General features: G+C 66.2%; 21 protein-coding genes, 3 pseudogenes and 1 riboswitch. Of the genes and pseudogenes, 10 read left to right on the plus strand and 14 right to left on the minus strand.

Annotation, left to right across the window (positions count from 1 at the left end; translation table 11 throughout):
- A partial coding sequence (locus tag VET27_RS13125) for an O-acetylhomoserine aminocarboxypropyltransferase/cysteine synthase family protein (RefSeq protein WP_526518719.1) occupies positions 1-839 on the minus strand: 839 nt, incomplete at its 3' end.
- Positions 840-974: 135 nt separating this feature from the next.
- Positions 975-1,094: riboswitch (SAM riboswitch) on the minus strand.
- Positions 1,095-1,257: 163 nt separating this feature from the next.
- Positions 1,258-2,313, minus strand: coding sequence for an esterase/lipase family protein (locus VET27_RS13130; RefSeq protein ID WP_526518721.1), 1,056 nt, complete (start codon positions 2,311-2,313; stop codon positions 1,258-1,260).
- A 233-nt stretch (positions 2,314-2,546) separates the two neighbouring features.
- Here VET27_RS13130 and VET27_RS13135 point away from each other — a divergent pair, with 233 nt between their 5' ends.
- Both VET27_RS13135 and VET27_RS13140 read left to right on the plus strand, forming a co-directional pair.
- Entirely contained in the window at positions 2,547-4,781 is a 2,235-nt protein-coding gene (locus tag VET27_RS13135; RefSeq protein ID WP_526518723.1) for an NADP-dependent isocitrate dehydrogenase, read from the plus strand.
- Between the two features lie 34 nt (positions 4,782-4,815).
- Positions 4,816-6,033 carry an NADP-dependent isocitrate dehydrogenase gene (locus tag VET27_RS13140; RefSeq protein WP_526518725.1) on the plus strand — a complete coding sequence of 406 codons (1,218 nt, stop codon included), beginning with the start codon at positions 4,816-4,818 and terminating at the stop codon, positions 6,031-6,033.
- A gap of 87 nt (positions 6,034-6,120) precedes the next feature.
- Here the strand turns inward: VET27_RS13140 and ephH are convergent, their stop codons facing one another.
- Positions 6,121-6,960 carry an epoxide hydrolase EphH gene (gene ephH, locus VET27_RS13145; protein WP_526518727.1) on the minus strand — a complete coding sequence of 280 codons (840 nt, stop codon included), beginning with the start codon at positions 6,958-6,960 and terminating at the stop codon, positions 6,121-6,123.
- A 74-nt stretch (positions 6,961-7,034) separates the two neighbouring features.
- On the opposite strand from ephH, the gene VET27_RS13150 reads away from it, so the two are divergent.
- A complete protein-coding gene (locus tag VET27_RS13150; protein ID WP_526518729.1) occupies positions 7,035-7,835 on the plus strand; it encodes an exodeoxyribonuclease III in 801 nt (266 codons plus the stop codon).
- Here the strand turns inward: VET27_RS13150 and VET27_RS13155 are convergent.
- Entirely contained in the window at positions 7,805-8,440 is a 636-nt protein-coding gene (locus tag VET27_RS13155; protein ID WP_526518731.1) for a TIGR03086 family metal-binding protein, read from the minus strand. The two genes, VET27_RS13150 and VET27_RS13155, sit on opposite strands and share 31 nt — an antisense overlap.
- Positions 8,441-8,527: 87 nt before the next feature.
- On the opposite strand from VET27_RS13155, the gene VET27_RS13160 reads away from it, so the two are divergent.
- From VET27_RS13160 to yhjD, 3 genes are read left to right on the plus strand one after another with little or no spacing between them, the layout of a single operon-like run.
- Complete coding sequence (locus VET27_RS13160; RefSeq protein ID WP_526518779.1) at positions 8,528-8,923, plus strand: MarR family winged helix-turn-helix transcriptional regulator; 396 nt, start codon at positions 8,528-8,530, stop codon at positions 8,921-8,923.
- A gap of 25 nt (positions 8,924-8,948) precedes the next feature.
- On the plus strand, positions 8,949-9,965 hold the full coding sequence (gene trpS, locus VET27_RS13165; RefSeq protein WP_526518781.1) for a tryptophan--tRNA ligase: 1,017 nt from the start codon (positions 8,949-8,951) through the stop codon (positions 9,963-9,965).
- Positions 9,966-9,980: 15 nt separating this feature from the next.
- A complete protein-coding gene (gene yhjD, locus VET27_RS13170) occupies positions 9,981-11,006 on the plus strand; it encodes an inner membrane protein YhjD (protein WP_526518733.1) in 1,026 nt (341 codons plus the stop codon).
- A gap of 3 nt (positions 11,007-11,009) precedes the next feature.
- On the opposite strand, the gene VET27_RS13175 is transcribed toward yhjD, so the two are convergent.
- From VET27_RS13175 to VET27_RS13190, 4 genes are all read right to left on the minus strand, one after another.
- Positions 11,010-12,251: a D-alanyl-D-alanine carboxypeptidase family protein gene (locus VET27_RS13175; RefSeq protein WP_526518735.1), complete on the minus strand. Its 1,242-nt coding sequence runs from the start codon at positions 12,249-12,251 to the stop codon at positions 11,010-11,012.
- A 119-nt stretch (positions 12,252-12,370) separates the two neighbouring features.
- Positions 12,371-13,360 (minus strand): SMP-30/gluconolactonase/LRE family protein, encoded by a 990-nt coding sequence (locus VET27_RS13180; protein WP_526518737.1) that lies wholly within the window; start codon positions 13,358-13,360, stop codon positions 12,371-12,373.
- Positions 13,361-13,371: 11 nt separating this feature from the next.
- On the minus strand, positions 13,372-14,757 hold the full coding sequence (locus tag VET27_RS13185) for an aspartate aminotransferase family protein (protein WP_526518739.1): 1,386 nt from the start codon (positions 14,755-14,757) through the stop codon (positions 13,372-13,374).
- Complete coding sequence (locus VET27_RS13190) at positions 14,754-15,272, minus strand: Lrp/AsnC family transcriptional regulator (protein ID WP_526518741.1); 519 nt, start codon at positions 15,270-15,272, stop codon at positions 14,754-14,756. Before VET27_RS13190 ends, VET27_RS13185 begins: the two co-directional genes overlap by 4 nt.
- A gap of 123 nt (positions 15,273-15,395) precedes the next feature.
- Here VET27_RS13190 and VET27_RS13195 point away from each other — a divergent pair, with 123 nt between their 5' ends.
- The 3 genes and pseudogenes from VET27_RS13195 to VET27_RS13205 all read left to right on the plus strand — a co-directional run.
- Positions 15,396-16,871 (plus strand): aminobutyraldehyde dehydrogenase, encoded by a 1,476-nt coding sequence (locus VET27_RS13195; protein WP_526518742.1) that lies wholly within the window; start codon positions 15,396-15,398, stop codon positions 16,869-16,871.
- A pseudogene (locus VET27_RS13200) lies at positions 16,868-17,943 on the plus strand (GNAT family N-acetyltransferase); the annotation flags it as partial. The gene VET27_RS13195 and the pseudogene VET27_RS13200, both read left to right, overlap by 4 nt.
- 82 nt (positions 17,944-18,025) lie before the next feature.
- Positions 18,026-18,217: pseudogene (locus tag VET27_RS13205) on the plus strand (gamma-glutamyltransferase); the annotation flags it as partial.
- A 59-nt stretch (positions 18,218-18,276) separates the two neighbouring features.
- Here VET27_RS13205 and VET27_RS13210 read toward each other — a convergent pair.
- Positions 18,277-19,986, minus strand: coding sequence for an amino acid permease (locus tag VET27_RS13210; RefSeq protein WP_526518744.1), 1,710 nt, complete (start codon positions 19,984-19,986; stop codon positions 18,277-18,279).
- 293 nt (positions 19,987-20,279) lie between these two features.
- Between VET27_RS13210 and sigJ the strand changes: the two genes are divergently transcribed.
- On the plus strand, positions 20,280-21,221 hold the full coding sequence (sigJ, locus tag VET27_RS13215; RefSeq protein WP_526518746.1) for an RNA polymerase sigma factor SigJ: 942 nt from the start codon (positions 20,280-20,282) through the stop codon (positions 21,219-21,221).
- Here sigJ and VET27_RS13220 read toward each other — a convergent pair.
- The 5 genes and pseudogenes from VET27_RS13220 to sdhC all read right to left on the minus strand — a co-directional run.
- A pseudogene (locus tag VET27_RS13220) lies at positions 21,163-21,753 on the minus strand (carboxymuconolactone decarboxylase family protein); the annotation flags it as partial. The gene sigJ and the pseudogene VET27_RS13220 overlap by 59 nt on opposite strands.
- A gap of 123 nt (positions 21,754-21,876) precedes the next feature.
- Positions 21,877-22,656, minus strand: a complete 780-nt coding sequence (locus tag VET27_RS13225; protein ID WP_526518748.1) for a succinate dehydrogenase/fumarate reductase iron-sulfur subunit — start codon at positions 22,654-22,656, stop codon at positions 21,877-21,879.
- Positions 22,656-24,410: a succinate dehydrogenase flavoprotein subunit gene (gene sdhA / locus VET27_RS13230; RefSeq protein ID WP_526518750.1), complete on the minus strand. Its 1,755-nt coding sequence runs from the start codon at positions 24,408-24,410 to the stop codon at positions 22,656-22,658. The genes VET27_RS13225 and sdhA overlap by 1 nt, the downstream gene beginning before the upstream one ends.
- Positions 24,411-24,426: 16 nt before the next feature.
- Positions 24,427-24,846 carry a succinate dehydrogenase hydrophobic membrane anchor subunit gene (locus tag VET27_RS13235; protein ID WP_526518783.1) on the minus strand — a complete coding sequence of 140 codons (420 nt, stop codon included), beginning with the start codon at positions 24,844-24,846 and terminating at the stop codon, positions 24,427-24,429.
- A gap of 59 nt (positions 24,847-24,905) precedes the next feature.
- Positions 24,906-25,334 carry a succinate dehydrogenase, cytochrome b556 subunit gene (gene sdhC / locus VET27_RS13240; RefSeq protein WP_526518752.1) on the minus strand — a complete coding sequence of 143 codons (429 nt, stop codon included), beginning with the start codon at positions 25,332-25,334 and terminating at the stop codon, positions 24,906-24,908.
- Positions 25,335-25,486: the final 152 nt, after the last annotated feature.

Below are 25,486 nucleotides of genomic sequence, written 5' to 3' on the forward strand. Positions count from 1 at the left end.
GAGCCACCATGCACGCGCAGCACCTCCATGCGCGCCTTCATGGTGTAGGCGAAGTCGCCAAAGGTCTCCCAGAACTTCACGCCGTGGTAGCCGCGCGAAGGCAGGACCATGTCCTCGAACTTGCCATTGCCCCAGTCGAACTTGCCGCGCTCGACCAGCACACCACCGAGCGTGGTGCCGTGCCCGCCGAGGTACTTGGTGGCCGAGTGCACCACGATGTCGGCACCGTGGGCGATCGGCTGGATCAGGTACGGCGTCGCGATGGTGTTGTCGACGATCAGGGGCACACGGTTCTCGTGTGCCACGGACGAGACGCCGGGGATGTCTAGGACGTCGATCTGTGGGTTGGAGATCGTCTCGGCGAAGAACGCCTTGGTGTTCGGCCGTACCGCAGCCCGCCAGGAGTCCAGGTCGTCGGGGTCGTTGACGAAGGTCGTCTCGATGCCCAGCTTCGGCAAGGTGTAGTGCAACAGGTTGTAGGTGCCGCCGTACAGCCGCGGGCTGGAGACGATGTGGTCACCGGCACTGGCCAGGTTGAGGATGGCGAAGGTCTCTGCGGCCTGGCCGGAAGCCAGGAACAAGGCGGCCACGCCGCCTTCGAGCGCCGCGATGCGCTGCTCGACGACATCCTGGGTGGGGTTCATGATGCGGGTGTAGATGTTGCCGGGCTCGGCGAGGCCGAACAGGGCGGCGGCGTGGTCGGTGTCCCTGAAGGTGTAGGACGTGGTCTGGTAGATCGGCAGTGCCCGCGCATTGGTCGCGATGTCGGGGGTCTGGCCGGCGTGCACCTGCTTGGTCTCGAACGCCCAACCTGCGGTCGGATCGATGTCGTCGTTCATGATGGATGTCTCCTGGAAATGAGAAGGGGGTGCCCAAAGGGGCACGAATCAGATGTGGGGCTGGTTCAGCGACAACTGCACAACGTGGGCCTCCGCATCAGGTTTCCCTGTCTACTCTGGGGGCCCGTCATGGCGGGCCCGCGCTTGCCGTGTAGCCGACTGCGACTACTCAACCTGGTCATCACCCAGGGCACCCCACCGCGGTTGGAGGGTTGCCGGCCAGCTAGCCGGGGCTTAACGCTGGCACTCAATACCGAAATGAAGCGTAACTCATTGCGGTCGGCAGGAGCGAAGTGACCGGAGATCCGTTCGGTCGCGTCGAGGGGTTTGTGGATTCTCGCTCTGCTCGCCGGTGTGTGCGATGCCCTTCAGGTTGAACGGCGGACCGTCGGCGCTGCGTGAGGGGCAGCCGCGGTTGCTAGGCCGGGCAGTCCTGGCGGTTGGGCGTCTCGAGCGCTTTCGACGCGTCCTCGATGGCCTGGTGGACGACGTCGAAGACCTCCGGGTCCCACGTCAGCGCCGTTTTCCAATCCAATCCGGCGGCATTGGAGACGAAGATGCTGTGCGTGTCGTCGAAGCTGTAGCAGCGGCGGTGTGGCAACACCGGGTCGCTGACGTCGATGGCCTGCGCGCTGCGCAGCGCCACGATGCCGTCGTTGGGCCACACCGCGGGGTTGACCTTGCCGGCGGGCGCATTGAACTTCTTGCCGCCGATGAGCACGACGGGGATCTTGTCGAGCACGCCGGCTTGGAAATCGTTCCAGCCGCCCTTGCCCATCAGGTACGCCTGGTTGACCTCGCGCCCCGAGCCGGCCATCAGCCGCAGCACCTCGGTCTTGAAGCCCTTCATCGCGGTCTCACAGAGCTTGTCGGCGAGGCAGTCGGTCAGCGGCACGATGTCATTGGCGTAGTCGGAAAGGTAGGAGCCTTGCCATGGCGTGCCGATCGTGGTCAGCGAGCGGATGTGCACCGCAGAGTTCGTGGTTGCCAGCACCCGGATCGCGGCGCGTGAGTACAGCCCGCCCATCGAGTGTGTGACGAAGTCGACCTCGGTGACTCCCTTTTCGGTGTGCAGCCAGTTCAGGAAGCGGGCCAGGTGTTCGCCCGCGGTGTCGATGCTGCCGGTGGAGTCGACGGTCATGTTGTCCGGCAGCGTGACGGGGCAGACTCCGAAGGGGCCGAAGCCGGTCTGGTCGACCACCTGCCCGCGGCCGGCCATGGCCGGTGAGGTGTAGACGGTGTAGCCCTGCTTGAGCAGGTATTCACGCAGTGCGGTGTCGGTGTTGCCTGCAGCCAGGCCGGTGGCGCATGCCTGGTCCGGGGTGGTGAACGGACTGGTCGCGTCCCCGCCCGACACGATGACGACCGCTTGCGCCGCCGAGCGCTTTTCGGGTGCGGGGGGTGGTTCGCTGCCGCAGCCGGTCATCATCGCGAACGCCGCCATTACGGCGGCCACCGCCAGGGTTCGTCGCACGAAGCGGGATGCTATCCGCCAACGGGGGTCGTAAGAGGGTGGATTAACCATGATTCAGTGCCGATGACCAAGCATCCAACGGTCTGACGCGACCATCCGCACGCCAAAGGTTCGGCCGCCCGGTCGCCGAAGTCACCCACGCCATTTCCGGAGCGCGCGCTGCGCGTAGGTTCGTATCCGACGCGATACTTGCCCTTGAACGCTGACCGACCGTGACGCCGGGAGATTGATAAGTGACTGAGCAGCCGACCATCATCTACACGCTGACCGACGAGGCGCCGCTGCTGGCGACGTACGCCTTCCTGCCGGTGGTGCGCGCCTTCGCCGACGCGGCCGGCATCGACGTCAAGACCAGCGACATCTCCGTTGCGGCGCGCATTCTGGCCGAGTTCTCCGACTATCTGACCGATGAGCAGCGCGTGCCGGACAACTTGGCAGCGCTGAGTGAGATGACGCAGTTGCCGGACACCAACATCATCAAGCTGCCGAACGTCAGCGCCTCCGTCCCTCAGCTGCTGGCGGCGATCAAGGAACTGAAGGCCAAGGGCTACGACCTACCGGACTACCCCGGCGAGCCGAAGTCCGACGACGAGAAGCAGATCAAGGAGCGCTACGGCAAGTGCCTCGGCAGCGCGGTGAACCCCGTACTGCGCGAAGGCAACTCGGATCGGCGCGCACCCAAGGCCGTCAAGGAGTACGCGCGCAAGCACCCGCACAGCATGGGCAAGTGGTCGCAGGCGTCGCGGACCCACGTGGCGACCATGAAGCACGGCGACTTCTACCACGGTGAGAAGACGATGACGCTGGACAGCGCTCGCACCGTGCGGATGGAGCTGGTCACCAAGGGCGGCGAGGCGATCGTGCTCAAGCCCGAGGTCAAGCTTGACGAGGGCGACGTCATCGACAGCATGTTCATGAGCAAGAAGGCCCTCTGCGAGTTCTACGAAGAGCAGATGGAGGACGCGTACAAGACCGGCGTGATGTTCTCGCTGCACGTCAAGGCGACGATGATGAAGGTGTCGCACCCCATCGTCTTCGGCCACGCGGTGAAGATCTTCTACAAGGACGCGTTCGCCAAGCACCAGAAGCTGTTCGACGAGTTGGGCGTGAACGTCAACAACGGACTGTCCGATCTTTACGCCAAGATCGAGTCGCTGCCCGCTTCGCAACACGAAGAGATCATTCGCGGCCTGCACGCCTGCCACGAGCACCGTCCCGAACTGGCCATGGTCGATTCGGCTAGGGGCATCTCGAACTTCCATTCGCCCAGCGACGTCATCGTGGACGCCTCGATGCCCGCGATGATCCGCCTCGGCGGCAAGATGTACGGCGCCGACGGCCGCCCCAAGGACACCAAGGCGGTGAACCCCGAGTCCACCTTCTCCCGCATCTACCAGGAGATCATCAACTTCTGCAAGACGCACGGCCAGTTCGACCCGACCACCATGGGCACTGTTCCCAACGTTGGTCTGATGGCGCAGCAGGCCGAGGAGTACGGCAGCCACGACAAGACCTTCGAGATCCCCGAGGACGGCGTCGCCAACATCGTCGACGTCGACTCCGGTGAGGTACTGCTGACCCAGAACGTCGAGGCCGGCGACATCTGGCGCATGCCCGTCGTCAAGGACGCGCCGATCCGCGACTGGGTCAAGTTGGCCGTCACCCGGGCGCGCGACTCCGGCATGCCGGTGGTTTTCTGGCTGGACCAGGAACGTCCGCACGAGAACGAACTGCGTACGAAGGTCAACACCTACCTCGCCGATTACGACATCGATGGTCTCGACATCTCGATCATGTCGCAGGAGCGGGCGATGCGGCACACGATCGAGCGCGCGATGCGTGGCCAGGACACCATCGCCGCGACCGGCAACATCCTGCGTGACTATCTGACCGACCTGTTCCCCATCCTGGAGTTGGGCACCAGCGCCAAGATGCTGTCGATCGTGCCCCTGATGGCGGGCGGCGGCCTCTACGAAACCGGCGCCGGTGGCTCGGCGCCCAAGCACGTCAGTCAGCTGGTCGAGGAGAATCATCTGCGCTGGGATTCGCTCGGCGAATTCCTCGCGCTGGCCGCGAGCCTGGAGGGTCTCGGCATCAAGTCCGACAACGAGCGGGCCAAGATCCTGGCCAAGACCCTCGATGCGGCAACCGGAAAGCTGTTGGACAACAACAAGAATCCCTCTCGCAAGACCGGTGAGCTCGACAACCGCGGCAGCCAGTTCTATCTCGCCTTGTACTGGGCCGAGGAACTTGCCGCGCAGAGCGAGGACGAGGAGCTGGCAGCACACTTCGCGCCACTTGCCAAGGCGCTCAGCGACAATGAGGACACCATCGTGGCCGAACTCAACGAGGCGCAGGGCGATGCCGTCGACATCGGTGGCTACTACTACCCAGATGCGGAGAAGATCACGGCGGTGATGCGGCCCAGCAAGACGTTCAACGCTGCGCTGGAGTCCGCGCAGGGCTGACGGCGAGACACCACGGAGGAGGCGGCGGACGCGCATGTCCAAGATCAAGGTCCAGGGAACGGTCGTAGAGCTCGACGGCGACGAGATGACCCGCATCATCTGGAGGCTCATCAAGGACACGTTGATCCTTCCGTACCTCGACGTGAACCTGGAGTACTACGACCTCGGCATGGAGCACCGCGACGAGACCGACGATCAGGTCACCGTCGACGCGGCCAACGCCATCAAGAAGCACCACGTGGGCGTCAAGTGCGCGACCATCACGCCAGACGAGGCCAGGATGAAGGAGTTCGGCCTCAAGGAGATGTGGTTGTCGCCCAATGGAACGATCCGAAATATCCTGGGCGGAACCATCTTCCGCGCACCAATCGTGATCAAGAACGTGCCCCGGTTGGTACCCGGCTGGACCAAGCCGATCATCATCGGACGCCACGCCTTCGGCGATCAGTACCGCGCGTTCAACACCAAGGTCGACAGGCCGGGCACGTTCACGGTGACCTTCACGCCGGACGACGGTAGCGAGCCCCTGGTGCACGACGTGGTCCACGTCCCGGAGGACGGCGGTGTGATCATGGGCATGTACAACTTCAAGAAGTCGATTCAGGACTTCGCCCGGTCGTCGTTCAAATACGCTCTGCAACAGAACTATCCGGTCTATCTGTCGACGAAGAACACCATCCTCAAGGGCTACGACGGGATGTTCAAGGACGAGTTCCAGCGCATCTTCGACGAGGAGTTCTCCGCAGAGTTCCAGGCGAAGGGGCTGACCTACGAGCACCGACTGATCGACGACATGGTCGCCTCCTGCCTCAAGTGGGAGGGCGGCTACGTCTGGGCCTGCAAGAACTATGACGGTGACGTCCAATCCGACACCGTCGCACAGGGTTACGGCTCACTGGGACTGATGACCTCGGTGCTCATGACGCCGGACGGCCAGACGGTCGAGGCCGAAGCGGCGCACGGCACCGTCACTCGCCACTACCGGCAGCATCAGGCGGGCAAGCCCACGTCGACCAACCCGATCGCCTCGATCTTCGCCTGGACGCGAGGACTCGAGCACCGGGGAAAGCTCGACAACACGCCCGAGGTGATCGAGTTCGCGGAGACACTGGAGGAGGTCGTCATCGGCACGGTCGAGGGTGGCTTCATGACTAAGGACCTCGCCCTGCTGATCGGCCCCGAGCAGAGTTGGCAGACCAGCGAGCAGTATCTGGCCACCATCGCCGATCACCTCGAGAAGGCCCTGCGCTAGCCCGGCCACCTCCCGCGAGAGTGCGTGAAGTGCCATGTCTTGGCGGCGTGTCGCGTGCAAACACGCACGCTCGCGGCGCGGGGGGAGTTAACCCGCGGGCGGGGCCTGCCGCTGCGGCTCCGTGTGCTGAGCGACGAAATCGGCGATCAGCTCGGTGATGCGACCCGGAGCCTCGAGCATCGGGATGTGACCGAGGCCGTCGAGCCGGATCACCGCGGTGCCGGCAGGCAGGTTCTCGACGAGGTACTTGTTGCCTCGCGGGTGGGGGAAGACCCTGTCCTTCTCACACAGCACCAGCTGGGTGGGGATGGACACGTGGGCGAGCTGGAGCAGCCCGGAGAGCCGAAGCGTCTTGACCAAGAGCTGAAAGTAGGCCGTGCAGTGGGTCGCATCCTCGATGAGCGCGACGAGGTCGGGATGACTCGGACCGTCGGCGGGCCCGCTGACGGGCAGTGTCGCGATGCGGCGCGCGAACGGCAGATCGAGAATCCGGGGACCTAGTAGCCGCGCCGCGACCAGCGCCGGACCGCCGAGCAGGAACTTCAGCACGGTCTCGTACTTCGTGAGCGAATGCTGCGACCAACCGCCCGCAGGCGCGATCGCCGTCAGGCTGCGCGCCCGGCCGCGGCGCTCCAACTCGAATGCCACCCAGCCGCCCAACGAGTTGCCGACGATGTGCGCCGTGTCCCAGCCCAGTTCGTCGATCCGGCGTTCGACGTCGTCGACGAGGTGGGAGGTGTCCATGAACCACGACGGCGTCCGCCGTCCTCCGTGGTGGCCGAGCATCGTGGGCGCCAACACCTCGTACTGCCCGGTGTCTGCCAGCTGGTCCGCGACCGTCCGCCACACCGTCTGCGAGCAGAGGAAGGGGTGTAGCAACACGATCGGTTCGCCGGAGCCGAGGTGTATGGGCGCGCGTTCTGGCATGTCGCCGACCCTAAGGTGATACCGGCGGTACCGCAAGAAACGGCCCGCGCGTCCCCGGCTAAGGTCTGTCCTCTGTGATCGTCAGCACCATCAACGTCAACGGCATCCGCGCCGCCGTCAAGCAGCGCTCGCCGGAGAACCTCGGTCTGCTGCCCTGGCTCGCGGGGACGCGCGCGGACGTCGTGTGTCTGCAGGAGGCCAGGGCCGACGACGATCAGCTTGCCGAGGCGCTGGCGCCGGCGTTGGCCGACGGCTGGCATTTGGCGTCGGCCGATCCACATCTCAAGGGTCGCAACGGTGTTGCCGTGCTCAGTCGTCATCAGATCACGCGGACCCTCGTCGGGCCGGACGCCGGCGAGTTCGCCGCGCACGGGCGCTACCTCGAGGTTGACACCGCAGGTGTGACCGTGGCCAGCGTGTACTTTCCGACCGGCGAGGCCGAGACCGATCGGCAGCTGGAGAAGGAGCGCTTCATGGTCGCCGTCGCCGAGCGAATGGGGACGGTGAACCGTGCCGATCGCGACGCCGTCGTGTGCGGCGACTGGAACATCGGGCACACCGAGAACGACATCAAGGCCTGGAAGGCGAACCAGAAGAAGGCGGGCTTCCTACCAGCCGAGCGTCAATGGCTTACGGATCTTCTGGCCGCCGGCTGGGTGGACGTGGTGCGAGCGATGCGTCCCGGCGTCGCGGGCCCGTACAGCTGGTGGTCCTGGCGCGGCAAGGCATTCGACAACGACGCAGGCTGGCGCATCGACTACCAACTCGTCAACCGCCGACTGGCCGACCGCGCGGTCTCCGCCCGGGTCGAGCGCGCCGACGCCTACGCGTTGCGCTGGTCCGATCACGCACCGGTGACCGTCGAGTACGCCTGATTCCACTCCGGTCGCCTGCCGAGGTGCCGCAGGATGCGTTCGAAGTCATGGGTGCCCGCGGGTTCGACGGCACGCGCGAACGGCGAGTTGGCCTGCTCGCGGAAGTCGCCGTCCGGCACGGCCAGCACCAGCGGCAGCACCGCTGCGACGACGTCGGCCGGCAGCGCGTAGGGGACGCCGAGTGCCGCGGCGACGTCCCAGCCGTGCACGACGTAGTCGACGAAGTGAAACCCCATCGCCGTCACGCAGGGGACGTTCGCGCCGCCGAAGTCGGGGAGGACGAATTCAGCGTCGGCAGCCCCGTCGGCGGCGAAGGCGTCGAGGACGTCGTGGGCGGCCGCGGCGTAGGTGCCGGCCGGATCGGCGGTCACCGAGGCGAGCACGTTCTCCGGTCGCCAGATCTCCAGGTCATCGCCGAAACCCTCAGCTGCTGAGGCGAATCCGCGGTGCTGGACGGTCATGTGGGCCAGTACGTCGAAGAGGTTCCAGCCGGAACATGGCGTCGGTCGGTCCAGATCTTCGAGCCGAACGCGGTCGACGACGTCGATCGATGCGAGTACCGCGGTGCGGTGGAACGGAAGGAACTCGGGCGATTTAGTAGGCATAGACATACGATAAGCAAACACATACGATATGGCAATGCCTATCATGATCCGGTGTCGAAGTCGTCCCGTCGCCCCGATCTCGCCGCGATGCTCGCTCCGCTGGTGCGCGAGTTGATGACCGCCGAGCAACCGATCCTCGACGCGCACGGCCTCACGATGTGGGGCTACGTCGTCCTCTCGGCGCTGGACCGGTCGTCGATGCGCACCCAGGCGGCACTCGCCGAGGCGATCGGCGCCGACAAGACGCGCATCATCCGCACACTCGACGAACTGCAGGACAGCGGTCACATCGAGCGCCAGCCGGACCCCGACGACCGCCGCGTGCGCCTGCTGGCCATCACCGACTCGGGGCGGGCCGTGAAGGACGCGGTCCAGGCCGACATCCAACGCGGTGAGGAACGGTGGCTCGGCGAGTTGGGCGCCGACGAGCGGCGCGTGTTCCTGGACGTGCTGCGTCGGCTGACCCTTGACGAAACCGGATGACGCGGGTGGAAAGATCGACGACATCATGAGTGCCTCGAACCAGCGCGTCGTCTTCTCCGGCGTGCAACCGACGTCCGACTCCCTTCACCTCGGCAACGCGTTGGGGGCGGTCAGCCAGTGGATCGGGCTCCAGGACGGCTACGACGCCTACTTCTGCGTCGTCGACCTCCACGCGATCACCGTCGCCCAGGACCCAAACCTGCTGCGCAAGCGCACCCTGGTGACCGCGGCGCAGTACCTGGCGCTGGGCATCGACCCGGCCAAGGCTTGCGTGTTCGTACAGAGCCACGTGCCTGCACACGCCGAATTGGCTTGGGTGCTGGGCTGTTTCACGGGGTTCGGTCAGGCTTCGCGGATGACCCAGTTCAAGGACAAGTCGCAGAAGGAGGGCGCGGACGCCACGACAGTCGGACTCTTCACCTACCCGGTGCTGATGGCCGCCGACGTGTTGCTCTACGACACCGACCTTGTTCCGGTCGGGGAGGACCAGCGTCAGCACCTCGAACTCGCCCGCGACGTCGCGCAGCGGTTCAACGCGCGGTTCCCCGACTCCCTCGTCGTGCCCGAACCGATGATCCAGAAGGCGACGGCGAAGATCTACGACCTTCAGGATCCGACCGCGAAGATGAGCAAGTCGGCCGCCACCGACGCAGGTCTGATCAGCCTGCTCGACGATCCGAAGAAGACCGCCAAGAAGATTCGGTCCGCTGTCACCGACAGTGAGCGCGAGATCCGCTTCGATCGCGACGCGAAGCCGGGGGTGTCCAACCTGCTGACGATCCAGTCGGCCGTCACCGGCATAGCCCTCGACGAACTCGTCGAGGGCTATGCGGGTCGCGGTTACGGCGATCTCAAGGCCGACACCGCGGAGGCCGTCGTCGAGTTCGTCACGCCGATCAAGGCGCGGGTCGACCAAATGTTGGCCGACCCCGCAGAATTGGAGTCCGTGCTGGCCGCGGGCGCGCAGCGGGCCAACGACGTGTCTGCGAAGACGCTGCAGCGGGTATACGACAAACTAGGGTTGCTCGACAAGCGTCTTTAACACTAGGAGGCCGGCGTGACTGAACCGGCCACGCCAGGCGTCATGGACCGGCTTCGGGCCAGATTTCCATGGTTCGACCGTGTCATGCGCGCCCAAGCGCGCTACGACCACAGCAAGGGCGACTTCTATGCCGCCGGCATCACGTACTTCACGATCTTCGCGCTGTTCCCGCTGTTGATGGTGGCCTTCGCCGCGGGCGGTTTCGTGCTGGCGAACAGGCCGGACCTGCTGGGCGAGATCGAGATGAAGATCAAGGGGGCGGTGTCCGGCGACCTCGGGCAACAGCTCATCGACCTGATGGACTCGGCGATCGACTCACGCACTTCGATCGGTGTCATCGGTCTGGCCACCGCCGTGTGGGCAGGGCTGGGTTGGATGGCCAACCTGCGCGAGGCGCTCAGCCAGATGTGGGGCCTTCAGCGCGGCGAGCCCGCCGGTTTCGTGAAAACCAAGGTCTCCGACCTGCTGGCGTTGCTCTCGGCATTCGCCGCGATCGTCGTCACCGTAGCGCTGTCGCTCCTCGGCAACGGGACGGTGATGCGCAACGTGCTCGAGTGGGTCGGCATCCCCGACTTCCCGGCGTTGGGCATCCTGTTGCGGGTCGCCTCGGTGGTGGTGTCCCTCGGTATCTCCTGGTTGCTGTTCACCTGGATCATCGCCCGCTTGCCGAGGGAGTCGGTCAGCTTCCGCAGCGCCACCAGGGCCGGACTACTCGCCGCGGTGGCGTTCGAGATCTTCAAGCTGGTGGCCTCCGTGTACCTGGCGTCGGTGCTGCAGGGTCCGGCGGGCGCCACGTTCGGCCCGGTGCTCGGTCTGATGGTGTTCGCCTACATCACGGCGCGGCTCATCCTCTTCGCCACGGCGTGGGCCGCGACGTCGGCGGACAACCTCGCCCTTGCATCCGTCGGGCCGCCCGATCCCGCCGAGATCACCACCAGAATTCAGCTACGCGAAGGACTCGGAGTGCGCGGCGCCATCGCTGCGGCAGGAGTCGGTGCCCTTGGCGCGCTTGGCCTTTCACGACTGACGCGACGGCGCTGACGGTCAGCTACTGGGTCGCCGGTTCAGCGACCGGGCGGCCATGATGAGGCCGAACACGATGATCGAACCGACGACGCCGACTCCTACCCGCACCGGCACCGCATCGGCACTCGGCAGCGGCGACGCCGCGACGTCCTGCGCGGCGACGTTGTCGCCCAGCGGGTTGGCCTCCCTGACGACCAATGACGGGTCCGGTTCGATGAGCGAGCCGATCTTCGTTCCCGGCGCCGTGGCGAAGCCGTAGTCCAGCAGGTGCGCGGCCTGTTCCCACGGCGCGACGGGCAGGCGCGTGCCTCGCAGCATGATCGCGACGAGCCTGCGTCCGTCACGGTCGGCCGCCCCGACGAACGTCTGTCCCGCGTCGTCGGTGTAGCCGGTCTTGCCTCCCAGTGCGCCCGGGTAGTTGTACAGCAGCTGGTTGTCGTTCTCCAGCTGGTAATCGGGGCTGTCCTCGCCTCCGTCGCGCGCGGGATGTCCGGGGAAGTCGTAGGTCTTGGTCGACACGACGTTGGCGAACACGGCGTTCTGCCACGCGTAGCGGTAGAACAGCCCGAGGTCGTAGGCCGACGTGCTCATGCCGGGGCCGTCGAGGCCCGACGGGGTGGCGGCGCGGGTGTCGCGGCCACCGAGCTTTCCGGCGAGGTCGTTGATCTTCTGCAGGGCGGTGTCCATGCCGCCGAGCTGCCCCGCCAGGGCGTGGGCGGCGTCGTTGCCCGAGTGCATGAGCAGGCCGTGCAGGAGGTCGTTGACGGTGTACTTGCCGCCTTGATCGACCCCGACCCGGGTGCCCTCGGCCGCCGCATCGTCGGCAGTCCCGATGACCTGCTTGTTGATCGGCAGCTCCCGCAGCGACTGCATTGCCACCAGCACCTTGATGATGCTGGCGGGACGGTGCCTGCCGTGCGGATCCCGGGCCGCGATGATGTCGCCGCTGTCGAGGTCGGCGACGACCCAGGCCTCGGCGGAGACGTCGTCGGGCACCGGCGGAGTACCCGGCGCGGTGATGATGCCGCAGCCGGAGAGCGCGTCACCGCCCAGCGGCTTGGCAGGTACGGGCAACGGCTGAGGTGGGTCGCCTGCCTCGGGAATCTCCGAGGAGTCCACCGCGGGTGGCGTGACGACGCGGTAGGGGCAGGCGTCGTCGGCGTAGGCGAGCGCCGGGCTGCCCAGCAGGCAGAAGCTCGCCAACAAGGGGGTAGCTACCAGCGCGGCAGCGCGCCGGGACACGGTTCGGAAGGTCGCCATGGTGTCTGCAGATTAGGCGACGGTTAGCCGTTTTCCGGGTTGCCACGCTGCTACCAGAGTGACCATTGCTGCCCTTGGGACTGGCCGCCGATCGGTGAGCGGCGCGTGGCAATGTTCCGCTACATGTCGAAGTACGCGATCGCCGAAGCCCCGATGCCCGCGAGCCACACCCGGTCGCCCTCCTGGACGACGCCGGTCGTCGACCCGAAGGTCGAATGCCGCGTGCGCAGCTGCGTCAGAACGCGGCCGTCCTCCGGATCCAGCGCGATCACCCACACCACGGGCTTGACGTCGGGCAGTGCGCCATACGGCAAGCGCCACAGCAGCTTCCGCATCCCCGGCGCCTTGGGTACCAGCCACTCGGTGAAGGCGTTGCGCTCGGACACCATCGCGACCCAGATGCGACCGTCGGGGGCTGTCGAGATGTTGTCCGGGTAGCCGGGCAGCGATTCCGTCAACGGCGTCACCGTGCCCGCCTTCGGGCCGGTGAGCCAGAATTTCGACACCCTGGCGGCCGTCGTCTCGGCGAACACCACGGCGGACTCGTCGGCCGTGAGCGTCACGCCGTTGGCGAAGTGCAGACCGGACGCCAACCGCGTGACCGCGCCGTCGGGGTCGCGGCGGAACAGCGAACCCGATCCGCGCGCTTCGAGCACCGCGGCCTTGTAGTACTCGTAGTGGAACCGGTCGGTGGACTCCGTGAAATACATTGTGCCCTCGGATGACTCGACCACGTTGGAGCAGAACTTCAACGGACGACCCTCGAAATCGTCAACCATGGTCTCGATGTCACCGGTCGCGGTGTCCATCGCCAGCAGCCCGCGGTGGCTGTCGCAGATCAGTAGTCGGCCGTCGCGCGCCACGGCCATTCCGAGTGGTCGCCCACCGGTGTCGCCGACCACCTCGTGTGACCCGGACTCCGCATCGATGCGCATGATCTGGCCGCCGACGACCCCGGTGTACACGCCACCTCGGCCGTCGACGACCACGTCCTCCGGCGCGAAGCCCGGCAGCGCAATGATTCTCAGCCGACGAACGAGGTCGGGCTCGCGCAGCGGCTGTGACGGCGGGGGTTGCCAGCGGACGGGATCGATGGACGGTTTGGACATCGGCGGCTCGCCTACATCCGGCGGCTTGCTTCGCTCAACACGCCGTTCAGGATGTCGTAGATCGCGTCGAACTCCTTCTGGCCGCAGATGAGCGGGGGCGCCAACTGGACGACTGGGTCGCCGCGATCGTCGGCGCGGCAGTACAGGCCCGCCTCGAACAGCGCCGGGGTGAGGAAGCCGCGAAGCAACCGCTCACACTCTTCGTCGTTGAAGGTCTCCTTTGTGGTCTTGTCCTTGACCAGCTCGATGCCGTAGAAGAAGCCCTCGCCGCGGACGTCGCCGACGATCGGCAGGTCATGCAGCTTCTCGAGAGTGGACTTGAAGGCCGGGGCCATCTCCTTGACGTGGTCGTTGAGGCCCTCGCGTTCGAAGATGTCGAGGTTGGCCAGGGCCACCGCCGCCGACACCGGGTGGCCGCCGAACGTGTAGCCGTGCCCGAAGACCGTGTGCCCGTCGTTGAACGGCTCGAACAGCCGGTCGCTGGCGATCATCGCGCCGATCGGCGAGTAGCCCGAGGTGAGGCCCTTGGCGCAGGTGATGATGTCCGGCACGTAGCCGAAGTCGTCGCAGGCGAACATCGATCCGATTCGCCCGTACGCACAGATGACCTCGTCGGACACCAGCAGCACGTCGTACTCGTCGCAGATCTCGCGGACCCGCTCGAAGTATCCGGGCGGCGGTGGGAAGCAGCCGCCGGCGTTCTGCACCGGTTCGAGGAAGACCGCACACACGGTGTCGGGACCCTCGAACTCGATGGCCTCGGCGATCCGGTCGGCGCAGTACCGCCCCCACGCCTTGGGGTCGGTGTCATACGGCGCGGGCGCGCGGTAGATGTTGGTGTTGGGCACCCGGAGACCGCCTGGGACCAGGGGCTCGAACGGCGCCTTGAAGACCGGGATGCCGGTGATCGACAGTGCGCCCTGGGGCGTGCCGTGATACGCGATCGACCGCGACACCACCTTGTACTTGCCGGGTTTGCCGGTCAGCTTGTAGTACTGCTTGGCCAGCTTCCACGCGCTTTCGACGGCCTCGCCGCCGCCGGTCGTGAAGAAGACCCGGTTCAGGTCACCCGGTGCGTAATTGGCGAGGCGCTCGGAAAGCTCGATCGCCGGAGGCGTGGCGAAGGACCACAACGGGAAGAAGGCGAGCTGCTCAGCCTGCTTGGCGGCGGCTTCGGCGAGTTCCTTGCGGCCGTGGCCAACCTGAACCACGAACAACCCGGACAGGCCGTCGATGAACCGCTTGCCGTCGCTGTCCCAGATGTGGATGCCCTCGCCGCGGGTGATGATCGGCGGAGTGATGTCGTCGCCATGGCGGGCGAAGTGCCCCCAGAGGTAACGCTTGGCCTTGGCGGCCAGGTCGGTGTCTACGGTTGGATCTGAATCGATGAGTGTCATCTAGTGCCCCAATTGTATTGCTGTTTAACGAGTTTGAGGTATACCAATGTTTCGGTGGATATCACCCCTGGTACGGCACGAATCTTCGTGTTGAGCAGATCGAGTAGGTCGCTATCGTCCTCGCAGACCACTTCGACGATGGCGTCGAACGAACCCGCGGTCAGCACCACGTAGTCGACGGACTCGATGTTGGCGAGCTTGTCGGCGATCTTGGTGGTGTCGCCGGTGCAACGGATGCCGATCATCGCCTGGCGCGCGAAGCCGAGTTGCATCGGATCGGTGACGGCGACGATCTGCATCACGCCGGCGTCGACCATGCGCTGGACGCGTTGCCGCACGGCGGCCTCGGACAGCCCGACTGCCTTGCCGATGCCGGCGTAGGACCGCCGGCCGTCCTGCTGCAGCTTTTCGATGATGGCCTTGGAGAGCTCGTCGAGCTGGAACGCCGCACCGGGGCGGGAGTGGTTGATCCGCAGTGAGACGGCCTGGAAGTGCTGACCATCCCGATCGACCATGACGACGATTGTGCACGGAATCCGTCGTTCCAGGCAACCAAAGCCATGAAATCGTTCGTTTTACACGTTCGTCACGGCGGTAATGCGTAGCTCGTCCTCCGGAGGTCGGCTAGCGTAAAAGTCATGACGATCGCGAGCAGCTGGATCGACGGCGCCGAGGTGATCACCGGCGGAGGGATGCATCAAGTCATCGACCCGGCGACGGGGAACGTGGTTGCCGATTGCGCGCTGGCGACGCCTGCCGACGTCGACGCTGCCGTCGCATCCGCGCGCGCGGCGCTACCCGGCTGGGCCACGGCGACGCCGGCAGAACGGTCGGCGGTGCTGTTCGAGCTCGCTCGTCTTGCGGGCGCGCACGCCGAAGCGCTGGTGGCCGAAGAGGTCAGCCAGACGGGTAAGCCCGTCAGGCTCGCAGGAGAGTTCGACGTCCCGGGCAGCGTGGACAACATCGACTTCTTCGCGGGCGCGGCGCGGCACCTCGAGGGGAAGGCCACCGCCGAGTACTCAGCCGACCACACCTCGAGCATCCGCTGCGAAGCCATCGGCGTCGTCGCCACCATCACGCCGTGGAACTACCCACTGCAGATGGCGGTGTGGAAGGTCATTCCCGCGCTGGCCGCCGGTTGTTCCGTGGTGATAAAGCCCGCCGAGGTGACGCCCTTGACCACGCTGACGTTGGCGCGGTTGGCCAGCGAGGCCGGGCTGCCCGACGGTGTGCTCAACGTCGTCACCGGTGCCGGTGGCGACGTCGGTACGGCGCTGGCCGGGCACCGCGACGTCGACCTGGTGACGTTCACCGGCTCGACCGCCGTCGGACGCAAGGTGATGTCGGCCGCCGCCCAGCACGGGCATCGCACGCAACTGGAACTCGGCGGAAAGGCGCCCTTCTTGGTGTTCGACGACGCCGATCTCGACGCCGCCATCCAGGGTGCGGTCGCCGCCTCGCTGATCAACACCGGGCAGGACTGCACCGCGGCCACGCGGGCCATCGTCGCGCGCGACCTCTACGACGACTTCGTGGCGGGCGTCGGCGAACTGATGAGCAAGGTCGTCGTCGGCGATCCGCACGATCCCGGCACCGACCTCGGCCCGCTGATCACCCACGCGCACCGGGCCAAGGTGGCGGGCATGGTCGACCGCGCGCCGGGTGAGGGCGGCCGCATCGTCACCGGCGGTACCGCCCCCGACCGTCCCGGCTCCTTCTACCGGCCCACCCTTATTGCGGACGTCGACGAGCGATCGGAGGTGTACCGCAGCGAGATCTTCGGACCCGTGCTCGTGGCGCGATCGTTCACCGACGACCACGACGGCATCCGGCAGGCCAACGACACGGAGTACGGCCTTGCCGCCTCGGCGTGGACCCGCGACGTCTACCGGGCGCAGCGGGCGTCACGCGAGATCCATGCCGGGTGCGTGTGGATCAACGACCACATCCCGATCATCAGCGAGATGCCGCACGGCGGCGTCGGGGCATCGGGATTCGGCAAGGACATGAGCGACTACTCCTTCGAGGAGTACCTGACCATCAAGCACGTGATGAGCGACATCACCGCGAAGGCCGAAAAGGATTGGCACCGAATCATCTTCAGCAAGCGATGAGCGACATCGATGGTCCCGTCCTGCGCGACATCACCGACGACGACTGGACCGCGGTAAGGCAGCTGGCCGCGACCAGCTACGGCGCCTTCTGGCACCCTGAGACGTTCGCGGCATGGCGCACGCTGATGCCGCCCCGCAGCTCGGTGGCGCACCGACGCACCGACGGCGCGGACTGCTCCGCGCGATGTACGCCGAACTGCACCAGCGCCTTGCCGACGCCGGTTATCCGATCGCGGGGTTGACCGCCACCGAGGGTGGCATCTACGGCCGCTTCGGCTACGGCCCCGCGACGGTCGAGACGGAGCTGACCCTGGACCGGCGATTCGCCCGGTTCCACCGCGCCGCAGCCGATCCCGGCGGGGTGCGCACCGTGCAGCCGCGTGAGCACCGCGACGAACTCGCCTCGATCCATGACCGCTGTCGGTTGATCACGCCGGGTGGTCTGGAGCGACCAACACCGCTCTGGGACGACCTGCTGGCCGACTGGGACGACTTGCGTGGCGGTGGGACGCCGTGGTTCTGCTTCCTGCACGCTGATGGCTACCTGCTCTACCGCGTGCATAGCGGTCCGTCGAGAAGCGTTCGGGTGGAGGAGTTCTCGGCCGTCACGCCCGAGGCGCACGTGGCGCTGTGGCGCGCGTTGCTCGGTCTCGATCTGGTCGAGACGATCAGCATCTCCAGCCATCCCGCCGACCCGCTGCCCTATCTGTTGGACGATTCCCGGCTGGTCCGAACCACCGGCGCGCAGGACGGGCTCTGGCTGCGCATCATGGACGTGCTTGCCGCCCTGCAGGCCCGCGCCTACCTGGCGGACCTTGACACCGTCATCGAGATCGGTGACGGATTCCGTTCCGACGGAGGACGATTCGCGCTGGAGATCCGTGGCGGACGGGCGTTGTGCGTCCGCACCGATGCGCCTGCGGAGTTCACGATGGACCTCGACGTCCTCGGCAGTCTGTACCTCGGCGTCCACCGAGCGACCACGCTGGCGGCGGCGAACCGCATCCGTGGCGCCACCGGTGAGTCGCTCACTCTGCTAGCTGCCGTCTTCCGCAGCGACGTTCCGGCGCAACTCGGCGTCACTTCTGATGGCCCCGGCGGGCTCCTCCACCGGTGCCCTGGCCACGCCTCACGTGCTGGCGACCGAGGCGGGAATGCGCGCCTATCGTGACGGCGGTACGGCGATCGACGCCGCGATCGTCGCTGCCGCGGTCCTGACCGTCGTCTACCCGCATGACGTGGCGCTCGGCGGCGATCTCATCGCCCTGGTGCGGACGCCGGACGGCGCCGTGCAGTGCGTGAACGCCTACGGCTGGGCGGGCGCCGCGGTGGACGCCGCGGGTCTTCGAGCCAGATACGGGCGTTCGCAGCCCACCAGGGGAGCGGACACGGTGACGGTGCCGTGTCAGCCGTTCTTGGTGAACTCCTCACCGGTGGCCGGATCGACCGCAGTCTCGCCTGCGGGCAGGTTCGACAGATCGGGGGAGATGACGGTCGGCATGTCGCCGGAGTCCGGCAGGCCGAAGCGAGCGATGGAGCCGACGGCGGGCTCGAGGAGGAGATCCGAACGGCGCGGCAGGGTCTCGCCCTTGAAGAAGCTCGGCGACATCGCCCACCAGACGAACATCATGACCACTCCGAGGACCAGCGCGCCGATGCCCACGACGGCGACCGCGCCGAAGCCGAGGATCGTGACGTTGTTGCCGTCGTCGTCGACCAGGTAGTCGGGCTTCGCGTACGAGATCAGTCCGTAGGCGAAGACCACGGTCAGCATGATGGCGCCCAACAGGGGCACGACGCCGCGCATCAGGAAGTCCCGCGGCGACTTGGTGAACGTCTTGCGGTAGTACCAGATGCAGGCGTACCCGGTCATCCCGTAGTAGAAGGCGATCATCAGGCCGACCGAGCCGATGAGGGCCAGGAGGAGGCTGCTGCTGACCAAGGTGAACATCACGTAGAAGAAGATCGACACGGCACCCATTACGATTGTCGAGACCGTCGGGGTCAGGTACTTGCGGTGGATCTTCGCGAACGAGTCAGGCAGGGCCTTGTAGACGCCCATCGACAGCGTCGTGCGAGCCGTCGGCAGGATCGTCGTCTGCGTTGAGGCGGACGCCGAGGTCAGGATCGTCGCCGACAGTAGGAGCAGACCGATGTGGCCCATCACGCTGTCACCGAACAGGGCGGGCCCGATCGCGGCGAACACGTCGGCTGAGTTGTCCGGATTGCCAAGTCCCGCATCGGTTTCGCCGACGCCGGCGAAGGCGACAACAGCCACCGTCACGATGGCGTAGGTGGCCAGCAGGAGGAACGTCGACAGCACCGCCGCCTTGCCCGGCGTGGTGCCGGGATCGTCGGACTCCTCGTTGCAGGCCACCGCGGTGTCCCAGCCCCAGTAGATGAAGATCGCGATCAGGATCGCAGGGGCGATGACGGTGCCGAAGTCCAGACCGCCGGGCCAGAACCAGGACAGCGACGGGTATATCGACTCGGGCAGCGCATTGCTCGTGTAGACCTTGATCAGCGCGTAGACCGAGATCACCACGAGGATGATGACCTCGAAGCCCAGCAGGAAGTACTGCAGGCGAGCCGACACCTCGATGCCGCGGTAACAGATGTAGGTCATCACGACGATCCAGATGACACCGGCCACCGTCGACCAGAGCGTGCTGCTGGCGAGGTCGGCCGCCGACGTCCAGCCGAGGTCGCCGATGAAGGTGAACGAGTACGCGCCCGCGATCTGCGCCAGGTTGGCCATCACGATGACGTCGGCGGCGATGATGCCCCAGCCACCCATCCAGCCGATCAGCGGCCCGAATGCGCGGGACGCCCAGGTGAAGGTGGTGCCGCAGTCCGGCTCCGCCTTGTTCAGCTCTTGGTATGCAACGGCGATCAGATAGATCGGCACGAACGCCAGCAGCACGATCGACGCGGCCTTGACGCCTGCGCCGCTGGCCACGATCAGTCCGAGGACCGCAGCGAGGCTGTAGGCGGGTGCCGTCGACGCCATGCCCACCACGACGCTGGACATCAGTCCCAGGGAGCCACCCTTCAGGCCCTTGCTGTCGACGGTCGCCCCGCCGGCGGAGCCGACGACCAACTCACCCTTGCTCATGGCATCTCCTTGGTTGACCTAGGACGAACGGTTGGAGAATACGGTTTCAGTTGTCAAACCGCTCGCTGACAACGAAATTAGTGCTCACAGGATGTTCACAGACGCGAGTCGGCCGTCGAGTCGGGCCGTTCGACGTTTGCTGATGTGGTCAGGGGCCGCGGGCGGCAGGTGCCCTCTTCCCCCGCGACCGTGCGTGTTTGCGGCCGACACGCCGGGTGCGAGTCCTACTTTGCGCACGCTCGCGGCACTCCTGGCACTGCCGTTCACCCATGTCACGTCGCTATTCTGGGCTGGTGACCACCGCGCTGCGGAGCGACGAGTTCGAGGAACTGCGTTCGCACCTCATCGCGGTCGCGTATCGGCTCACCGGGACGTTCGCCGACGCCGAGGACGCGGTTCAGGACGCGTGGCTGCGATGGGCGGCCCTCGGCCCTCGGCGCGACGGGATCACCGACCTGCGGGCGTGGTTGACGACGGTCGTCAGCCGGATCGGGCTCGATCGCCTGCGTTCGGCTGCCCACCGTCGCGAGGCCTATTACGGGGAGTGGCTTCCCGAGCCCGTCGTGACGCCGCTCGACCGAACCGACCCGCTTACCGCCGTCGTCGCCGACGAAGACGCCCGTTTCGTCGCGATGGTGGTGCTCGAACGACTCACCCCCGACCAGCGGGTCGCCTTCGTTCTGCACGATGGCTTCGCCATGCCGTTCGGTGAGATCGCTGATGTGCTCGGTGTCAGTGCGGCGTCGGCACGGCAGCTCGCGTCAAGGGCCAGAAGGATGGTGGCAGACGCGGACGCGCCCGCCCGCGACGCCTCCCACGACGAGGTCGTCGGAAAGCTGATGGCCGCCATGTCCGTCGGCGACATGGCGGGCGTCGTCGCCCTACTGCACCCCGACGTGACCTTCACCGGCGACTCGAATCGCAAGGCGCCCACCGCCGCTCGCGTCATCCACGGTCCGGACAAGGTGGCTCGATTCATCTTCGGCCTGGCCAAGCGGTACGGGTCGAGGTTCTTCGAGGCGGCTCAGCTGGCGTTGGTCAACGGCGAACTCGGGATGATCGCCACGGGATTCGACGCCAACGACGAAGGGCCCGCGATGCAGCCCCACATCCAGGCGTTGACCGTCCGCGACGGGAAGGTCTGTGCCATCTGGGACATCGCCAACCCCGACAAGTTCACCGGTTCGCCGCTTGATCGTCGGCCCACGGAACCCGGCACGCATCCCCAGAACTGAAGCCCTGCTCCGTGATTCCCAACGCCGTGTTCATCCGGGCCCGCATGTTCTCGATACCGATCTGGTAGGTCAACTCCATGGTGCCGGCATCCCCGAAGCGGACACGTAGATCGGCGACCTGTTCATCGGTGACTAGGTGCGGGTCGGTGGTCATCGCGTCGGCGTAGGCGATCGCCGCGCGCTCGTCGTCGGTGAAAAGCGGGGACGTCGCGTAGTCGTCGATGTGCTTGAGCCGCTCGACGTCCAGGCCGTCGAGGCGGATCAGCATGGCGCCGAAGTCGACGCACCACGAGCAGCCGACCGTGCGTGCCGTCCAGTACACCGCGAGTTCGCGGACGTCAGCCGGGAGTTTCTTCGACCCGCGCTCCAGCAGCGTCTCGTGGACGGCGTTGGCGACGAGCAGCGGCATGTGGTGCGCACCCACCGCGAACGGGACGGGCACCTCGCCGAAACGACGTTTGGCGTAGCGGTACATCAGCCGGGCCGTCAGCGAGGCCTTCTTCGGCGGCAGGGGTGCGATGCGAGGTTGTTGAATCGTCATGCCTCTTGGACGAGACAGCCCTCGATTGTGTGACACCCCCCACCGCGATTTGGGCGCGCAAACTGTCGCCGAGCGAACGTTAGCGCGCCGAAATCGCGGCAGAAGGGGGAGGGGTTAGCGGGCGAACAGCAACGCGCGCTTGACCTCTTGAATCGCCTTGGTCACCTGGATGCCGCGCGGGCAGGACTCGGTGCAGTTGAACGTGGTGCGGCAGCGCCACACGCCGTCGACCTCGTTGAGGATGTCGAGCCGCTCGGCGGCAGCCTCGTCACGGCTGTCGAAGATGAAGCGGTGCGCGTTGACGATGGCGGCGGGCCCGAAGTACGAGCCGTCGTTCCAGAACACCGGGCAGCTCGTCGTGCAGCACGCGCACAGGATGCACTTGGTGGTGTCGTCGTAGCGCGCGCGGTCGGTCTGGCTCTGGATGCGTTCCCTGGTGGGCTCGTTGCCGCTGGTGATGAGGAACGGCTTCACGGCGCGGAAGGCGTCGAAGAACGGCTCCATGTCGACGACGAGATCCTTCTCGATGGGCAGCCCGCGAATCGGCTCGATCGTGATGCTGAGCTGCTTGCCCGCCTTCTTCGGCAGCAGGTCGCGCATGAGCACCTTGCACGCCAGCCGGTTCACGCCGTTGATGCGCATCGCATCCGAACCGCACACACCGTGGGCACACGACCGGCGGAACGTCAGCGTCCCGTCGAGATACCACTTCGCGTAGTGCAACAGGTTCAGCAGCCGGTCGGTGGGCAGGCACGGCACCCGGAAGCTCTGGAAGCCGGCGCCGTCGGGATCGTCCGGGTTGAAACGCGCGATCTTCAGCGTGACCATCACGGAGCCCTCGGGGACGGGCGGGGTGGCCTGCGTGTCGGGGCTGTCGAGCACAGGTGCACTCATCAGTACTTCCGTTCCATCGGCTCGTAACGGGTCTGGACGACGGGCTTGTAGTCCAATCGGATGTCGCTGAGCAGGTCGCCGCCCTGCTTGTACGCCATGGTGTGGCGCATGTAGTTGGTGTCGTCGCGGTTCGGGTAGTCCTCGCGCGCGTGACCGCCGCGGGACTCCTTGCGGTTCAGCGCACCGACGACGGTGACCTCGGCGAGCTCGAGCAGGAAGCCGAGCTCGATGGCTTCCAGCAGGTCGCTGTTGTACCGCTTGCCCTTGTCCTGCACCGTGATTCGGGCGTACCGCTCCTTGAGGCCGTGGATGTCGGTGAGCGCCTGCTTGAGGGTTTCCTCGGTGCGGAAGACGGCCGCGTTGTTGTCCATCGACTGTTGCAGTGCGCCGCGGATGTCGGCGACGCGCTCGTTGCCGTGCTCGGAGAGGATGTCGCCCACCCATTCGGTCACCCTGCCGGCCGGAGTCACCGGCAAGTCGACGAAGTCGTGACCCAGTGCGTAGCTGGCGGCGGCGATGCCGGCCCGACGGCCGAACACGTTGATGTCCAACAGCGAATTGGTGCCCAGTCGGTTGGAGCCGTGCACCGACACGCAGGCGCACTCGCCGGCGGCGTACAGCCCCGGCACGATCAGATTGTTGTCCCGCAGCACCTGGCCGTGGACGGTGGTCGGGATGCCGCCCATGACGTAGTGGCACGTCGGGTAGACGGGCACCAGTTCCGTGACGGGGTCGACGCCGAGGTAGGTGCGAGCGAACTCGGTGATGTCGGGGAGCTTCGCCTCGAGCACGTCGGCGCCGAGGTGCCGCACGTCGATGTAGACGTAATCCTTGTTGGGACCCGCGCCGCGGCCTTCGAGCACCTCCAACACCATGGACCGGGCCACGATGTCTCGAGGCGCGAGGTCGACGATCGTCGGCGCGTAGCGCTCCATGAACCGTTCACCGTCGGCGTTGAGCAGACGGCCGCCCTCGCCGCGCACGGCTTCGGAGATCAGAATGCCGAGACCGGCCAGGCCCGTCGGGTGGAACTGATGAAACTCCATGTCCTCCAAGGGAAGTCCCTTGCGGAAGATGATGCCGAGGCCATCACCGGTCAGGGTGTGCGCGTTGGAGGTCGTCTTGTACATGCGCCCCGACCCGCCGGTGGCGAAGACGATCGCCTTCGCGTGGAAGACGTGGACGTCGCCGGTGGCCAGCTCGTAGGCGACGACTCCCGTCGCCACCGGTCCGCCCGGCGTGTCCGAGAGCACCAGGTCCAGGGCATAGAACTCGTTGAAGAACTCGACGTCGTGCTTGACGCAGTTTTGGTACAGCGTCTGCAGGATCATGTGACCGGTGCGATCGGCGGCATAACAGGCGCGGCGAACGGGCGCCTTGCCGTGGTCGCGGGTGTGCCCACCGAAGCGGCGCTGGTCGATGCGGCCCTCGGGGGTGCGGTTGAACGGCATCCCCATCTTCTCGAGGTCGTAGACGGCGTCGATGGCTTCCTTGCACATGATCTCGACGGCGTCCTGATCGGCGAGGTAGTCGCCGCCCTTGACGGTGTCGAAGGTGTGCCACTCCCAGTTGTCGTCCTCGACGTTGGCCAGTGCGGCACACATGCCGCCCTGCGCGGCGCCGGTGTGGCTGCGCGTCGGGTAGAGCTTGGTCAGGACGGCGGTGCGCACGCGCGGGCCGGCCTCGACGGCTGCCCGCATGCCCGCGCCGCCGGCACCGACGATGACGACGTCGTAGCGATGTTCGATTAGCATGCTGTGCTCTCCATCTTTACGAAATGTTCGCGTCGAAGGTCAACAGGACGTACGTGCCCAACACCACCGTGAACAGGACCGACAACGCCAAGAGGGTGTTCAGCCAGAACTTCGTCGAGTCCTTGCGGGCGTAGTCGTTGATGATCGTGCGCATGCCGTTGCCGCCGTGCAGCTGGGCCAGCCACAGCAGGAACAGGTCCCACGTCTGCCAGAAGGGGGACGCCCAGCGCTGGGCGACGTAGTTGAAGTCGATGCGGTAGACGCCGCCGTCCCAGATCAGGCCGATGAAGAGGTGGCCGAGCGCGAGGACGACGAGAACGATGCCGGAGAAGCGCATGAACAACCAGGCGTACTTCTCGAAGTTCGGCATGGCGCTGCGGCGGCGGGGTGCGCGTGGGTTGTCCAGGCCGGCGGGCCGGTCATGGCTGCGCTGCATGACGGGTGCGGGGCCGCCGCGCTCGCTGACGTGGTCGTAGGGGTTCTCGCCCGAAGGGCTCACAGGAAACGCTCCGCCATGTGCATGCCCATCACGCCGAGTGCGACGATGAACACGGAGATCCAGACCGCGAGCACCACCCACAGCATCAGACGTTGATACTTGGGGCCGTTCTGCCAGAAGTCGATCAGGATGATGCGGATGCCATTGAGTGCGTGATAGAGCACCGCCACGACGAGACCCATCTCCATCAGGCCGATGATCGGCGTCTTGTAGGTCTCGATGATCGCGTTGTAGGCCTCCGGACTGACCCGAACCAACGAGGTGTCGAGCACGTGCACGAAGAGGAAGAAGAAGATGGTCGCGCCGGTGATGCGGTGAAGTACCCACGACCACATGCCCGGGTCGCCGCGATACAACGTGCGGCGGCGCGGTGGCGACGATCGCGGAGCGGGTATCGCGGAATTCGCTGCTGTGGCTGTACTCATCTCCGGCCTCCAACGCCCTCGGTGCAAGGTTTGGTAGACGGTGGGGACCAGTGCCAACCTTTGCCCAAACCTCTTGCCGACTCTAATCCCAAACGATGCATGGAAAGAACTAGCGTGGAACCGTTGATTGCCCCGTTACCATGGAAATTAGG

The organism is Mycobacterium sp. (genome assembly GCF_035633495.1).
GTDB lineage: Bacteria > Actinomycetota > Actinomycetes > Mycobacteriales > Mycobacteriaceae > Mycobacterium.